The following is a 14,308-nucleotide window of genomic DNA, read 5'->3' as shown; positions in this document are numbered from 1 at the left end:
AATTTAATGGCGGGCTAACGCCGGCTCAGGCCGAGAAAAAACTTAACGTCGTGTCCGGGATGAGTTGACCACTACAGGTTGGATTGGCAATTGGTCAGCGTTGTTTCAGGTGAGCATGCTTCTGAGGAAGTTCTTCTCACTGTAGTGCCATGGTTAACTGATGTGCATTTGTTGGATGAAACTCTGCAGCTTTCTCTGGAGAGATTCATCGCCTGGCCTGCTATTGGGCAGGAGCCTCAACAGGCTGCTTATCAGGGGCAGTGGATTGCTCTATCACCATCTGACATGTACTGCGTGGAGCGCTTTGGCCTGCTCGTTGATACAGTCCTTTACCGTATGGTTTTGCAATCGTACGGGCAGCCGTTAACTAAGATTCCGATGAAGACATTGGCTTTGGCTGACGGTATCAAAGGGTTGCATGTTGACCGCCAGAATCACGCACTGGAGCTTAGGGAAGCTATCTCCAAAGACTCGATTGCTGAGCTCAAAGATGCTCTCGTTACTGCTAACTCTTCTCGGCAAGCGGAAGCTCTGGAGCGACATAATCAAGAAATCATCGCCTTGGAAAAATGCCCAGTTTGCGAAGCTAAGGCTGATGTCTTTTTTCAAAGTCCTATCGGCTTCCGAGCTAACTGCGGTAAATGTGGCACTGAACGCTACCTGCGGCGTGAGGGTACACAACTCGTATTTGACCAAACCGTTTCAGGTCGCAAGGGCTTTGTTGCTCTCGGCCGCAGAGCATTCTCTTTAGATGTTTCGCGGATTGCAGCATCAACTGGCTTGAGATGAGCAGGGGAATGCCAGAGTTGGGTTGGGATATCTATCACCGCCTCCATCTCGCCTTGGTCGTGCCCATGTCTTTCGGTGCGCGTCCAGCCGAGTCAGCTCCCAGCCCCGCAGCGCTAAGACATGTGCCCCGCACAGTTTCGGCAATGCCAAGTTGTCCGGTGGTTGAATAATATTAGAACGAACATTGATCTTACTTGAAGTGGAGTAACTGGATGGACCGTGAAGAGTTAGAGCAGTGGGTTCAGTTCAGGGTTTTGAAGAGGTTCGACGTTTTGGTCGATTGCTCCTATCTGGAGACTTCCCTCCTTAAGAAGCTGGCGAACAGACTGCCCCGTACCACTGGCGAAAACTTGACCTATGCCGCTTGGTGTGAGCAGGTGTTCGGCTCAGGGCTTCGCCCGCGGGTTGCCATCAACCATAAGGAGGTTGTGGGCCAAACGCGCCTTAGCTCAATAGGTCTTGGTTTGGCCAGCGAGCTTCGCCGCCAGCAACGGACCCTCAAGGAGTTGCAATCCAGGTTGGATCAAAGCTTGGAGGAGCGGTCAGCTTCTCTTGAAGCTGCTCCCACTCCGCTACCCGCTATCGAAACCAGGGAGTCATGGGGCTGGCGCAACTTTTACGCAGGCGGATGGCGGGGTTTGCGTCGGTTGCTGGGCAAGGTTGAGAATGTCGGATATGGGCATATATTCGATTACCAAGGCGCGACCAATCGAGACTATAGGGCCGAGCTGATCGAGCTAGTCCGATCTACGCTCGCTGATGCTGCGCAAGTAGGATTCGGTGTGAATGCAATGTTTCCAGCTGAGAAAATCGAAGATGTCGCTGTTGCGGCCAGAGTTTTCTATAACAGCCCGGGAGAGGCGCCGAGGTATTCTGTGGGGAGTTTCGTCGTAAACGAGATGCCGACCGATATCTTGCATCTGACGGATAGCTTCCATCAGCAAGCGTCAGAAGAAGTGCGCGATGAGAAAGCCTCCCTTTTCGTGGAAGTTTACGAGCTTGGAACCGCACCGCCTTTGGGCGACGCGGTGCAACACTTCATCCACTACCTCCAGAAGCTCTTTCAAGCTCTGGCGAAGTCCGCTGATAGCGTTCCAAGGGGTGTTCTGCGCGAAAAGATCCTGCTGAGTCTTATGCTCTCGATCTCAGCACCTAACTGCTCTCTCGAGCCATCTCTAGCAGACCTGCATTGGCCCTTATGGCGATCACCGTATGACGATGACTGGAACATCAGTGAAGAGCAAAAATTTGACCTGGATCCAGGGAGGATAGTGGATATGTTTATCGCCAAGTTGAGCAGCCTGCGTTTCTGACAAGCCTTGCCACAACTGTTTTGGGCAAAGGTGAGTCTTGCGCCCCCAGGCCTTAGGCCTTAGGCCTAGTACCTCAAGCCGCCAATGAGGGCTTGGTGTATGTGGAAAGCGCGTTGGGCTGAGCCAATTGCAGGGATGGATACATCCTCTCAGCTCTTCCAGCCCACATAGCTAGTAGTCAAAGGCATACTCAGCGCATAAGCCGCATGGGATAGGGAGGCACGGTTTAGGCACAGAACTGGCACAGCTCAAAACAAAAGGCCCTAGGTTTTCACCTAAGGCCTTGTTTTGTATGGTGCACCAGGCGGGATTCGAACCCACGACCACTGCCTTCGGAGGGCAGTACTCTATCCAGCTGAGCTACTGGTGCGACGCGGCCGCCATCATACTCATCTGCGTGTCAGTCGTCCATGCCGCTGATTCGTGAGGTGTTTCCTTACGCGTTATGGGCTATTAATGGGGGCCGGGCGATAAAACGGTGAAGTCTGGCAGCTTGTTCTTTTTTTCGAACAGGCTATTGTCCTTTACCCCCTTTATCCCTAGGATTCGTTTGAGATTTCAAACGCTCTTGTCTGGGTGCTGAATCGCACGGCATGTTCTTTGTGCGTCATTTAGATACTTTGGCAGTCAATGACTTCCTGACGGCAGCCTTCCACGGCGCCTTTCTACTTTAATAATTCGCTCCGCGCCTGCGCGGTGCTGTTAAGGAAAGCCCACATGCAGCTCAAAGACGCACAGTTGTTCCGCCAGCAAGCCTATATCGATGGTGCCTGGGTTGATGCGGACGGTGGCCAGACCATCAAGGTCAACAACCCGGCTACCGGTGAAATCATCGGCACAGTGCCAAAGATGGGCGCGGTTGAAACCCGTCGTGCCATTGAAGCCGCAGACAAAGCGTTGCCAGCCTGGCGTGCCCTGACCGCCAAAGAGCGTGCAACCAAGCTGCGTCGCTGGTTTGAGCTGCTGATCGAAAACCAGGACGACCTCGGCCGCCTGATGACCCTGGAGCAGGGCAAGCCACTGGCCGAAGCCAAGGGCGAAATCGTTTACGCTGCTTCGTTTATCGAGTGGTTTGCTGAAGAAGCCAAGCGTATTTATGGCGACGTTATCCCGGGCCACCAGCCGGACAAACGTCTGATCGTGATCAAACAACCGATCGGCGTGACCGCTGCCATTACCCCGTGGAACTTCCCGGCAGCCATGATCACCCGTAAAGCCGGCCCGGCCCTGGCCGCCGGTTGCACCATGGTGATCAAGCCAGCTTCGCAAACCCCGTTCTCGGCCCTGGCCCTGGTTGAGCTGGCGCACCGTGCCGGCATCCCTAAAGGCGTGTTGAGCGTTGTAACCGGCAGTGCCGGCGATATCGGCGGCGAGCTGACCAGCAACCCGATCGTGCGCAAGCTGTCCTTCACCGGCTCGACCGAAATCGGTCGCCAGTTGATGGCCGAATGCGCCAAGGACATCAAGAAAGTGTCGCTGGAGCTGGGCGGCAACGCACCTTTTATCGTGTTCGACGATGCGGACCTGGATAAAGCCGTAGAAGGCGCGATCATCTCCAAATACCGCAACAACGGTCAGACCTGCGTATGCGCCAACCGCCTGTACATTCAGGACTCGGTCTACGACGCATTCGCAGAAAAACTGAAAGTAGCGGTGGCCAAGCTCAAGATCGGCAATGGTCTGGACGAAGGCACCACCACAGGCCCCCTGATCGATGACAAGGCCGTGGCCAAGGTCAAGGAGCACATCGCTGACGCACTGAGCAAGGGCGCGACCCTGCTGACCGGCGGCAACAGCCTGGAAGGCAGCTTCTTCGAGCCGACCATTTTGGTGAACGTGCCGAAAAACGCCGCTGTGGCGAAGGAAGAAACCTTCGGCCCGCTGGCGCCGCTGTTCCGCTTCAAGGACGAAGCCGAAGTGATCGCGATGGCCAACGATACGGAGTTCGGCCTGGCATCGTACTTCTATGCCCGCGACCTGAGCCGTGTATTCCGTGTGGCTGAAGCGCTGGAGTACGGCATGGTGGGCGTCAACACCGGCCTGATCTCCAACGAAGTCGCGCCTTTCGGCGGGATCAAGGCTTCTGGCCTGGGCCGTGAAGGCTCCAAGTACGGCATCGAAGACTACCTGGAAATCAAATATCTCTGCCTGGGCATCTAACCCGGCGGGTGGTTCAAGCAGAGGGGGCACGAGAGCGATGCTTCCCCTGCGTTTCAAACTGTTAATTTTTGTGGCCGGGAGCGCCATGCCAGTCGATCATCGCATGCTGGCATGGGTGTCTGCCTGGCGCGTCAGCCTTGAACCACGCCGCTTGATCAGCGGCGAATGAGGAACACCATGAGCAACAAGACCAACGCATCCCTGATGAAACGCCGTGAAGCCGCTGTTCCGCGCGGTGTTGGCCAGATCCACCCGATCTTCGCCGAATCGGCGATTAACGCCACCGTTACCGACGTTGAAGGCCGCGAGTTCATCGACTTCGCCGGCGGTATCGCGGTACTGAACACCGGTCACCTGCACCCGAAAATCATTGCCGCCGTGCAAGAACAACTGACCAAGCTGACCCACACCTGCTTCCAGGTACTGGCTTACGAGCCTTACGTCGAGCTGTGCGAAAAGATCAACGCCAAGGTCCCGGGCAATTTCGACAAGAAAACCCTGTTGGTCACCACCGGTTCCGAAGCCGTTGAAAACGCCGTGAAAATCGCCCGTGCCGCAACTGGCCGTGCCGGCGTGATCGCCTTCACTGGCGCATACCATGGCCGTACCATGATGACCCTGGGCCTGACCGGGAAAGTCGTACCGTACTCGGCAGGCATGGGTCTGATGCCAGGCGGTATCTTCCGCGCGCTGTACCCGTGCGAACTGCATGGCGTGAGCGTGGATGACTCCATCGCCAGCATCGAGCGCATTTTCAAGAACGACGCCGAGCCTAAAGACATCGCTGCCATCATCATCGAGCCGGTACAGGGCGAAGGTGGTTTCTATGTGGCGCCGAAAGCGTTCATGGCCCGTCTGCGCGAGCTGTGCGACAAGCACGGCATCCTGCTGATCGCGGACGAAGTGCAAACCGGCGCTGGCCGTACCGGCACGTTCTTCGCTATGGAACAGATGGGCGTAACGGCTGACCTGACCACCTTCGCCAAGTCCATCGCTGGCGGCTTCCCGCTGGCCGGTGTGTGCGGCAAGGCCGAGTACATGGACGCCATCGCTCCAGGCGGTCTGGGCGGCACCTATGCCGGTAGCCCGATTGCTTGCGCAGCAGCGCTGGCGGTACTGGATGTGTTTGAAGAAGAGCACCTGCTGGACCGTTGCAAGGAAGTCGGCGAGCGCCTGGTAACCGGCCTCAAGGCTATTCAGACCAAGCACCCGGTGATCGGTGATGTGCGTGCGTTGGGCGCGATGATCGCGGTCGAGCTGTTCGAAGGCGGCGATTCGCACAAGCCAAATCCGACGGCAGTGGCACAAGTGGTTGCCAAGGCTCGCGACAAGGGTCTGATCCTGCTGTCGTGCGGCACTTACGGCAACGTCCTGCGCGTACTGGTACCGCTGACCTCGCCTAACGAGCAATTGGACAAAGGTCTGGCCATCATCGAGGAGTGCTTCGCTGAACTGGCGTGAGCTGCGCACCTGACGGTGTGACCTGATAGACAAAAAAACCGCTTCGGCGGTTTTTTTGCGTCTGAAGCGTCTATTTGGGTGTTTTGGCCTGTATCCGCGTGCGCCCTTTGACTAAGGTGCCTGTATCGCACGGGGAGCAAACTGGATGACGGTTGTAGATTTAATGGCAGCACCCACTGTATTGATTGCCGAGGCCGATCCCTGGACTCGGGATTTGCTCAAGCAAGTGGTGCTGACGGTACGTTGCGACGCTCAACTGGATGTCTGTGGCGACGGTCAGCAGGCGCTTGCGCAGTTGGGCAGGAAAACTTATGGCCTGGTGATTGCTGACTGTGAGCTGCCGGGTGTAGGTGGTCTGGATCTGTTGCGCACTGTGCGCCAACGCCGCGCGGTTGCAGCGCAGCCATTTATTTTGTTGAGTGCACGTAATGACAGCGCCAGTGTGCGCGAAGCCTTGCCGCTGGCGCCAACGGCTTATCTGACCACACCCTTGGATATTGCCGGCCTGACCAGGCGCCTCAAGAGCCTGCTGCTCTCGGCGGGGCAAGAGATTTCGTGTGACGTACCGGCACTGGCGCCAGGCATGACCCTCAAGCGTTTTCTGGAGCAGCGCCGCGCGTCTTCAGATGGCGCGCCGCTAAGAGTGGATGCGCAATCGGCGCTCAAGGGCAGCCTCACGCCTGAAGGGGTGGACCTGGCACGGCTTGAGCAGCAAGTACGCACCGATCCACAAATTACGGCGGTGCTGATTGCGGCCGCCAACAGTGCGGCGCAGCACCTTGTGAGCCCGGCCCAGACCCTTGCGCAAGCCATGCAGCGGCTGGGGCCTGCGCAAAGCGTGAACCTGGTCCAGGGGCTTACTCTCAAGTACAGCGCGCAGTTGAGCGATCCTTGCCTGGCGGACTACGCCGAGCGTTACTGGGCGTTGTCCCAGCGCGCGGCAGACTATGGCCGCACATTGGCAGGCATGTTGAATCTGGATCAGGAGCGTTGTTTCTGCGCCGGGTTGTTGCACTGCCTGGGTGATCTGGCCTTGGTGCGTTGCTTGCAGGAGTGGCGCCAGGCGGGTGGGGAGCTGGATACCCAGGCTATTGATGCCTCTCTGGCCGAGTTTGGCGCAGCCTATGGTTCAGCCTTGCGCACGCGCTGGCGATTGCCGCTGGAGCTGCGGGAGTTGATTGCGGCGATGTATCACCTGGGTGGCGGGGTGTACTCGCGAGAAGCGCTGGTGATGAACCTGGCGGCGCAAGTGGCCAATCTGGAGTCGGAAGAGGGGATTGCCGAGGTGGCCGGCGGGAAGACGGCGCGCTTGTTGCGGGTGGGTATGTCGCAGCTTTCGCAGTTGATCAAGAGCCCCTCACCCTCTCCCGGAGGGAGAGGGGACTAAAGGCAAAAGCGGATTTTCGTCACATTGAAGATCAGCCCCCTCTCCTTCCAGGAGAGGGTTGGGGTGAGGGTGCTTGCTCTTAAACCGCTGCAGGGCGCAGCGAGTAGGTCTTGAGCTGGTGGGCAAAGTCGCGCAGCGACTGGATCCCGCTGGCTTCTGCCTCGTGAACCCATTCCTTGATCGCCGCCAGCATGTCGTGACCGTTGGTGCTGGTTTTGACCCAGATCTGTTGCAGGGCCAGCCGCTTCTCGTAAATCACTTTCAGTGAGTGGCTATGCTCCAGCATCTTTTCAATACGCTGATGGTGGCGGTCTTCAAGCAGGCTGGTTTCGCGCGACAGCAGACGCTTGGCGCGGCGGAACTGATGACGCACCGAATGATCGACCTTGGCCAGCTCTTGTTGCACCAGCGGTGCAATCACCAGCTTGCGGTACTGCGCCATGATCTGGAAACGGTTGTTGAGGATCGCCATGGCGGTGTCCATATCCAGATTGCCCTTGCCTTCCACCCGGTGGGCGATAGGCGCAACACGCTGAACCTTGGCCAGGCGCAAAAAGCTGAAGACCTTGATCCAGGCCCAACCCAGGTCGAACTCCCACTTCTTGACCGACATCTTGGCCGAGTTGGGGTAGGTGTGGTGGTTGTTGTGCAGCTCTTCACCGCCAATGATGATGCCCCAAGGCACCAGATTGGTGGCTGCGTCGCGGCATTCGAAGTTGCGATAACCCACCGCGTGACCCAAACCGTTGACCACACCTGCCGCCCACACCGGGATCCACATCATCTGGATGGCCCAGATAGTCAGGCCGATAGCACCGAACAGCAACAGGTCGATGACCAGCATGAGCGCCACGCCGAGCATTTTGTAACGCGAATAAAGGTTTCGCTCAATCCAGTCTTCAGGGCAGTTTTTGCCATAAATACGCAATGTTTCAGGATTTTGCGCTTCTTCACGATACAGCTCTGCACCTTTTCGCAAAACGGTCGATAACCCTTTGATAACCGGGCTGTGCGGGTCATCGACGGTTTCGCATTTGGCGTGGTGCTTGCGGTGGATGGCTGTCCACTCACGGGTATTCTGCGCGGTGGTCAGCCACAGCCAGAAGCGGAAAAAGTGTTTCAGGCCACCATTGAGCTCAAGCGAGCGGTGGGCTGAGTAGCGGTGTAGATAAACCGTGACACCGATAATGGTCACGTGGGTCATCAACAGAGTGACTGCCACCAGTTGCCAGGCTGACAAGTCGAGAAAACCGTTGTACCACATAGGCTGTTTGGCCCTCGGGAAGATGAAAAAAACTGCAACACGCATTATCACCATGCAGCCAGATAAAACCAGTCGGCCTTTCAGATAAGAGTGCCCGGATGTTTCTTACACTATAATTCCCACTTTTTTGTAGGCGCATTAACTTTCTTATGTCTGTTTCTTCTCGCGATGCCTTGCGTACGGCCTTGTTATACGGGCTGCTAGCGGTTTTCTGGCTGCTGGTGACTGATCATTTATTGAACAGTTATTTCGATGATTCAGCACAGTTGGTGCGGTGGCAGCAGGTAAATGGCTATGTTTTTGCCCTGTTCAGCGCCGTACTGATTTTTTTCGCCCGGGCCCGTTTGTTCGATTTTTTGGGGATGAACCCCGGTCTGAAGCGCCAGCTTCAGGATAGGGAGCGCTTGCGTCAGGCAGCGGTGGTGTTTGACTGCACCCGTGAAGGGGTGCTGGTCAGCGACAGCCGCGGGGTGATCGTTCACGTCAACCGTGCCTTGGTTGAAATAACCGGCTATCCGGCCGAAGAGGTGCTTGGCCGACGCCCGAACATGTTCAAGTCGGGTCGCCACGGCCCCGCGTTTTATCAGGCAATGTTCAAGACGATCGATGAGCGCGGCGAGTGGCACGGCGAAATCTGGAACCGGCGCAAAAGCGGCGAGGTCTACCCGCAGTGGCAGACCGTGCGCTCGATTACCGATGACAAAGGCCAGGTCAGTCACTATGTCGCGGTTTTTTCGGATATCTCCGCGATCAAGAACTCCCAGACCGAGCTCGCACGTCTGGTTCACCATGATCCCCTGACTGACCTGCCCAACCGTCTGCTGTTCACCGACCGCACCGAGCAGGCGCTGGCTTCTGCGCAACGCCACCAGACCGGCTGTGCTCTGCTGATGATCGACCTCGATCACTTCAAGATCATCAATGACAGCCTGGGCCACAACGTCGGTGACCTGCTGCTCAAGGCGGTGGCCGAGCGTTTGCTCAGGGTGTTCGGCAAAGGCTTTACCGTGGCCCGGCTGGGCGGTGATGAGTTCGCCGTGCTGGTCGACAGCTGTGAGCACGCGAGCCAGGCCGCCGGGCTTGCGCAGCAGGTGCTGGAGGTCATGAAAGGCCCGTTCGATGTCGACAGGCATCAACTCTTTATCAGCGCCAGCGTCGGCATCAGCGTGTTCCCCGGCGATGCTCTGAACGCCGAGCAATTGCTGCGCAATGCCGACTCGGCTTTGTTCAAGGCCAAAAGTTCGGGACGCGAGGGTTATGCCTTGTACACCGAGGAGCTGACGGCCCATGCCCAATACCGGGTTGAGGTGGCCAGCGATCTGCGCCGCGCCCTGGAGCAGCACGAGCTGCGCGTGTACTACCAGCCGGTGCACAACCTTAAAACCAGCCGCCTGATTGGCGTTGAAGCACTGGTGCGCTGGGAGCACCCGCTGCGGGGGCTGTTGTCACCGGGTGAGTTTATCCCGATCGCGGAACGTACCGGGTTGATCGCCGAGATTGACGCCTGGGTGCTGGAACAAGCCTGTTGGCAGATGGTTCAGTGGCAGGCTGCAGGTGTGGAACTGTCGTTTGTGGCGGTGAATATTTCCAGCCGACTGTTTGCCCGTCCCGAGCTGTTTTCGCTGGTTTCAACGGTACTGGCAGACACCGGGCTGGATCCGGCCTTGCTGGAGCTTGAAGTGACCGAAAGTGCGGTGATGGACAACTCGCAAGTGGCCCTGGAGCAGATGCATCGTCTGCGGGTGCTGGGTTTGCGCCTGGCCATCGATGATTTCGGCACCGGTTTTTCATCTTTGCTTCGACTCAAGCGCCTGCCTGTGCAGAAGCTGAAAATCGATCAGGGCTTTGTCGCCGGCTTGCCTGGGGACAATGATGATGTGGCGATCGTGCGAGCGGTTATCGCACTGGGTCAAAGCATGGGCCTGGAGGTACATGCCGAAGGGATAGAGCAGGTTGAGCAGGCGCAGTTCCTGCTCGACCTTGACTGCAACCTGGGCCAGGGCTACTGGTTTGGGCGTCCGATGCCTGCCAAGGATCTGGACTGGCAGCGGGCGCCGGCAATTCGCCCCTGAACCGGGCTTAGTCCTTTTCTGGCGGCAGGGTCGGCAGCGCGCGCAGTGCGGCTTCGTACCACTCAGTGTTAAAGGCGCGATCTTCTTCGAGGATCGCGTCAATCTCCACGGCCAAAACATGGGCCATCATCTGCAGAATATCGTCGCGCTCGTAGCCGACTAGGGTCAGTTTGTTGAACGTGGCTTTGGCAGCAGGCGGGTTGTCGCTTTCAATCTGGTTTTCAATCGCCTGAATCAGGGTGGATTCGGCGAACTCTTCTTCTTCGTTGTCGATATCGGTTGGCTCGCTCATGGGCAGGCTCCTTGGGTAAAGGTTGGCAGTCTAACGGTATTCAGGATGCTGATGCTGCTAGCCAGCCTGATGGCGAAGCTCTATAACAGCTGCTGCCAACCCCAACACGGCCTGGAGGCTTTGTAATGCTCAAGCTTTATGGATTCGCAGTCAGCAACTACTACAACATGGTCAAGCTGGCGCTGCTGGAAAAGGGCGTGCCCTTTGAAGAAGTGCCGTTTTTCGCTGGCAAGACCCCTGAGGCGCTGGCCATCAGCCCCCGCGGCAAAGTCCCGGCACTGGGCGTTGAACAAGGTTTTATCAACGAAACCAGCGTGATCCTGGAATATATCGAGCAAACCCAATCGGGCCTCAGGCTGCTACCAGTGGATCCGTTTGAGCGTGCGCAGGTGTTGGCACTGGCCAAGGAAATCGAGCTGTATATCGAGTTGCCTGCCCGCGCCTGTTACCCCGAGGCGTTTTTCGGCATGCAAGTGCCCGACGCGATCAAGGAAAAGGCCCGCACCGAGCTGCTCGACGGTATCGCCTCCCTGGGCCGTCACGGCAAGTTCGCGCCTTATGTCGCGGGCGAGATCCTGAGCGTGGCGGATATCTACTTCGCCTTCAGCGTTGATCTGGCCTGTGGCGTCGCACACAAGGTGTTTGGTCTCGACCTGCTGGCCGACATGCCGGGTGCCAAGGCATTGCTGGAGCGTCTGCAGCAAAACCCGCACGTGCAGAAAATCGCCGCGGACAAGGACGCCGCCATGCCGCAGTTTCTGGCGTGGATCAGCAGCAAGAAATAACCAGTACACAGGGTGTCGCCCCCTATTGTGGGAGCGAGCCTGCTCGCGAAGGTCTCAAGAACATCGCGTTTATCCAGCAAAACGCGTTATCCATAACACCTTTCGCCAGCAGGCTCGCTCCCACAGGGGCGCCGCTTTGAGGTTTAACGGCTGGCCAGCAGCGCCTTGCCGCGAACTACTGCCGCTTTCACCTGCGCCGGCGCAGTGCCGCCGATGTGATCACGGGCATTGACCGAACCTTCAAGGGTCAGTACGGCAAACACATCGTCTTCGATCTGATCGCTGAACTGACGCAGTTCTTCGAGGCTCATTTCCGCCAGGTCCTTGCCGGTTTCAACGCCGTACTTCACAGCGTGGCCGACGATTTCGTGGCAGTCACGGAACGGCAGGCCACGGCGCACCAGGTAGTCGGCCAGATCGGTCGCGGTGGAGAAACCACGCAGCGCCGCTTCACGCATGATCGCGTGCTTGGGCTTGATCGCTGGGATCATGTCGGCAAAGGCGCGCAGCGAGTCGCGCAAGGTGTCGGCGGCGTCGAACAGGGGTTCCTTGTCTTCCTGGTTATCCTTGTTGTAGGCCAATGGCTGGCCTTTCATCAGGGTCAGCAGGCCCATCAGCGCACCGAATACACGGCCGCTTTTGCCACGTACCAATTCCGGCACGTCGGGGTTTTTCTTTTGCGGCATGATCGAGCTGCCGGTGCAGAAGCGGTCGGGCAGGTCGATAAACTGGAATTGCGCGCTGGTCCATAGCACCAGCTCTTCGGAGAAGCGCGACAAGTGCATCATCGCGATGCTGGCGGCGGCGCAGAATTCGATGGCGAAATCGCGATCGGAGACGTTGTCCAGCGAGTTGCCGCCCACGGCGTCAAAGCCCAGCAGTTGTGCGGTGAATTCGCGGTCGATCGGGTAGGTGGTGCCGGCCAGTGCGGCGCTGCCCAGAGGCATGCGGTTGGTGCGCTTGCGGCAGTCGACCAGGCGCTCGTAATCGCGGCTGAGCATCTCGAACCAGGCCAGCATATGGTGACCAAATGTTACCGGCTGTGCGGTCTGCAGGTGGGTAAAGCCGGGCATGATGGTCTCGGCTTCACGCTCTGCCTGTTCCAGCAGGCCTTTTTGCAGGCGGGTGATCTCGGCCAGGATCAGATCGATTTCGTCACGTAGCCACAGGCGGATATCGGTCGCAACCTGGTCATTACGGCTACGGCCGGTGTGCAGTTTTTTGCCGGTCACGCCGATGCGGTCGGTCAGACGCGCCTCGATGTTCATGTGCACGTCTTCCAGGTCGATGCGCCAGTCAAACGTACCGGCTTCGATTTCGCTCTGGATGGTTTTGAGGCCGTCGATGATGCTGTCGCGTTCGGCATCGGTCAGCACGCCGACCTTGGCCAGCATCGTGGCGTGAGCCACGGAGCCCATGATGTCATGGCGATAAAGGCGCTGGTCGAAAGTGACGGAGGCGGTGAAACGCGCAACGAAGGCGTCGACGGGTTCACTGAAGCGGCCGCCCCAGGACTGATTGGTCTTGTCGGTGCTCATGGATTCGCTCGTAATCGGCTGAGGGGAGTTACACAAATAGTTACCGCGAATCATAACAGGGTTGCCATTCATGGCGTTGACGCAGCTCGGCAGGTTTTTGTGTGAAGTGCGGTATAAATAAATTTCCGAAAGGAAATGTATCGTTTGAATACTTTCGCCTTGGCAACCGTCTACAGTTGGTCGTATGGATCAGTCATAGCAGGTCTTTGTAGATTGCCAGACGTATCCGGTATTAAATCGAGCAATCGAGGCAGGTGAATATTGCTGTGAGGTTTGCGGCACTTTTTGGCCTTCGCGCTAGTCTTAGCGTGGATCGCCGTGACAGTCGTCACATCACCTGTCTACGCTATCCTTGTGCGAGACTCACGCAGGAATACAGCGCTATATGAATGTCCTGATCGTTGATGACGAAACCCTGGCCCGCGAGCATTTGAGCCATTTGCTCAGCACGCTCGGGGGCTATACGTTGCTGGAGCCTGGCGCCACTAATGGCGAAGAGGCACTTAACCTGATCGAAAGCCTGAAACCGGATGTCGTTTTGCTCGATATCCGCCTGCCAGGCCTCGACGGGTTGCAGGTTGCAGCCAAATTGTGCGAGCGCGAGCTACCGCCTTCGGTGGTGTTTTGCGTGGCGCCTGACGAGTTTTCCGTACAGGCCCTGCAAGAGAGCGGTGTCAGCTATGTGCTCAAGCCGGTCACCGCAGATGCCCTGCGTGCTGCCCTGAAAGAGGCGCACCGGCCCAACCGCATCCAGCTGGCTGCACTCACCCGGCCTGCCGCGCAAACCGGCAGTGGCCCACGCAGTCATATCAGTGCCAGAACCCGAAAAGGCATTGAGCTGATCCCTATCGACCAGGTGATCTACTTTATCGCTGACCATAAATACGTGACATTGCGTCACGCTGGCGGTGAAGTTCTGCTCGACGAGCCGCTCAAGGCACTCGAAGACGAGTTTGGTGAACGCTTTGTGCGTATTCACCGTAATGCACTGGTGGCCCGAGACCGCATCGAGCGCTTGCAACGCACGCCCCTTGGGCATTTCCAGCTGTTCCTGCGCGGCCTGAACGGGGATGCGCTGATTGTGAGCCGCAGGCATGTGGCGGGTGTTCGCAAGATGATGCAGCAACTGTAATTCGTGCTCAAAAGGCGTGGATACGCCGTTTTTGGGCCAGGGAGGCCGAGGACTTTCTGATACAAGTCAAAGCTGTTTTGGCTGAGCTGTTATTATCAGCCGTATCTTTTCAGTA

The 14,308-nt window shown here is 57.6% G+C and carries 11 protein-coding genes, 1 tRNA gene and 1 pseudogene; 9 read left to right on the top strand and 4 right to left on the bottom strand.

Going from position 1 to position 14,308, the window contains the following annotated elements; genetic code table 11:
• The first annotated feature begins 90 nt into the window (after nt 1–90).
• Complete coding sequence (locus GHO03_RS03100; protein ID WP_153399118.1) at nt 91–789, top strand: hypothetical protein; 699 nt, start codon at nt 91–93, stop codon at nt 787–789.
• A gap of 212 nt (nt 790–1,001) precedes the next feature.
• A complete protein-coding gene (locus GHO03_RS03095; protein ID WP_153399116.1) occupies nt 1,002–2,102 on the top strand; it encodes a hypothetical protein in 1,101 nt (366 codons plus the stop codon).
• Nucleotides 2,103–2,395: 293 nt separating this feature from the next.
• Here GHO03_RS03095 and GHO03_RS03090 read toward each other — a convergent pair.
• Nucleotides 2,396–2,472: transfer RNA gene (locus GHO03_RS03090), tRNA-Arg, on the bottom strand.
• A 347-nt stretch (nt 2,473–2,819) separates the two neighbouring features.
• Here GHO03_RS03090 and gabD point away from each other — a divergent pair.
• The 3 genes from gabD (at nt 2,820) to GHO03_RS03075 (ending at nt 7,110) form a co-directional block, all read left to right on the top strand.
• Nucleotides 2,820–4,262 (top strand): NADP-dependent succinate-semialdehyde dehydrogenase, encoded by a 1,443-nt coding sequence (gene gabD / locus GHO03_RS03085; protein WP_095000664.1) that lies wholly within the window; start codon nt 2,820–2,822, stop codon nt 4,260–4,262.
• A 177-nt stretch (nt 4,263–4,439) separates the two neighbouring features.
• A complete protein-coding gene (gene gabT, locus GHO03_RS03080; RefSeq protein ID WP_133143932.1) occupies nt 4,440–5,723 on the top strand; it encodes a 4-aminobutyrate--2-oxoglutarate transaminase in 1,284 nt (427 codons plus the stop codon).
• Between the two features lie 145 nt (nt 5,724–5,868).
• The gene (locus GHO03_RS03075; protein ID WP_133143931.1) at nt 5,869–7,110 is read left to right on the top strand and encodes an HDOD domain-containing protein; all 1,242 of its coding nucleotides are present in this window, start codon (nt 5,869–5,871) and stop codon (nt 7,108–7,110) included.
• 79 nt (nt 7,111–7,189) lie between these two features.
• Here GHO03_RS03075 and desA read toward each other — a convergent pair whose 3' ends face one another.
• Nucleotides 7,190–8,374 carry a delta-9 fatty acid desaturase DesA gene (gene desA, locus GHO03_RS03070; protein WP_165446538.1) on the bottom strand — a complete coding sequence of 395 codons (1,185 nt, stop codon included), beginning with the start codon at nt 8,372–8,374 and terminating at the stop codon, nt 7,190–7,192.
• A 149-nt stretch (nt 8,375–8,523) separates the two neighbouring features.
• On the opposite strand from desA, the gene dibA reads away from it, so the two are divergent.
• Nucleotides 8,524–10,446 carry a phosphodiesterase DibA gene (gene dibA / locus GHO03_RS03065; protein ID WP_095017810.1) on the top strand — a complete coding sequence of 641 codons (1,923 nt, stop codon included), beginning with the start codon at nt 8,524–8,526 and terminating at the stop codon, nt 10,444–10,446.
• Nucleotides 10,447–10,453: 7 nt separating this feature from the next.
• On the opposite strand, the gene GHO03_RS03060 is transcribed toward dibA, so the two are convergent.
• Complete coding sequence (locus tag GHO03_RS03060) at nt 10,454–10,738, bottom strand: hypothetical protein (protein ID WP_016782995.1); 285 nt, start codon at nt 10,736–10,738, stop codon at nt 10,454–10,456.
• A gap of 125 nt (nt 10,739–10,863) precedes the next feature.
• Here GHO03_RS03060 and GHO03_RS03055 point away from each other — a divergent pair, with 125 nt between their 5' ends.
• Nucleotides 10,864–11,523: a glutathione S-transferase family protein gene (locus GHO03_RS03055; RefSeq protein WP_133143930.1), complete on the top strand. Its 660-nt coding sequence runs from the start codon at nt 10,864–10,866 to the stop codon at nt 11,521–11,523.
• Nucleotides 11,524–11,666: 143 nt separating this feature from the next.
• On the opposite strand, the gene argH is transcribed toward GHO03_RS03055, so the two are convergent.
• Entirely contained in the window at nt 11,667–13,061 is a 1,395-nt protein-coding gene (gene argH / locus GHO03_RS03050; protein ID WP_095000670.1) for an argininosuccinate lyase, read from the bottom strand.
• 257 nt (nt 13,062–13,318) lie between these two features.
• Between argH and GHO03_RS03045 the strand changes: the two are divergent.
• Nucleotides 13,319–13,450 (top strand): annotated as a pseudogene (locus tag GHO03_RS03045) (sensor histidine kinase); the annotation flags it as partial.
• Nucleotides 13,447–14,193, top strand: coding sequence for a LytTR family DNA-binding domain-containing protein (locus GHO03_RS03040; protein ID WP_095000671.1), 747 nt, complete (start codon nt 13,447–13,449; stop codon nt 14,191–14,193). The pseudogene GHO03_RS03045 and the gene GHO03_RS03040, both read left to right, overlap by 4 nt.
• The last annotated feature ends 115 nt before the right edge of the window (nt 14,194–14,308 follow it).

This window comes from Pseudomonas sp. FSL R10-1339, assembly GCF_009600545.1.
In the GTDB taxonomy this organism is placed as follows: domain Bacteria; phylum Pseudomonadota; class Gammaproteobacteria; order Pseudomonadales; family Pseudomonadaceae; genus Aquipseudomonas; species Aquipseudomonas bubulae.
The sequence above is the reverse complement of the archived record's forward strand: the minus strand, read 5'-3'. Positions and strand labels throughout refer to the sequence as shown.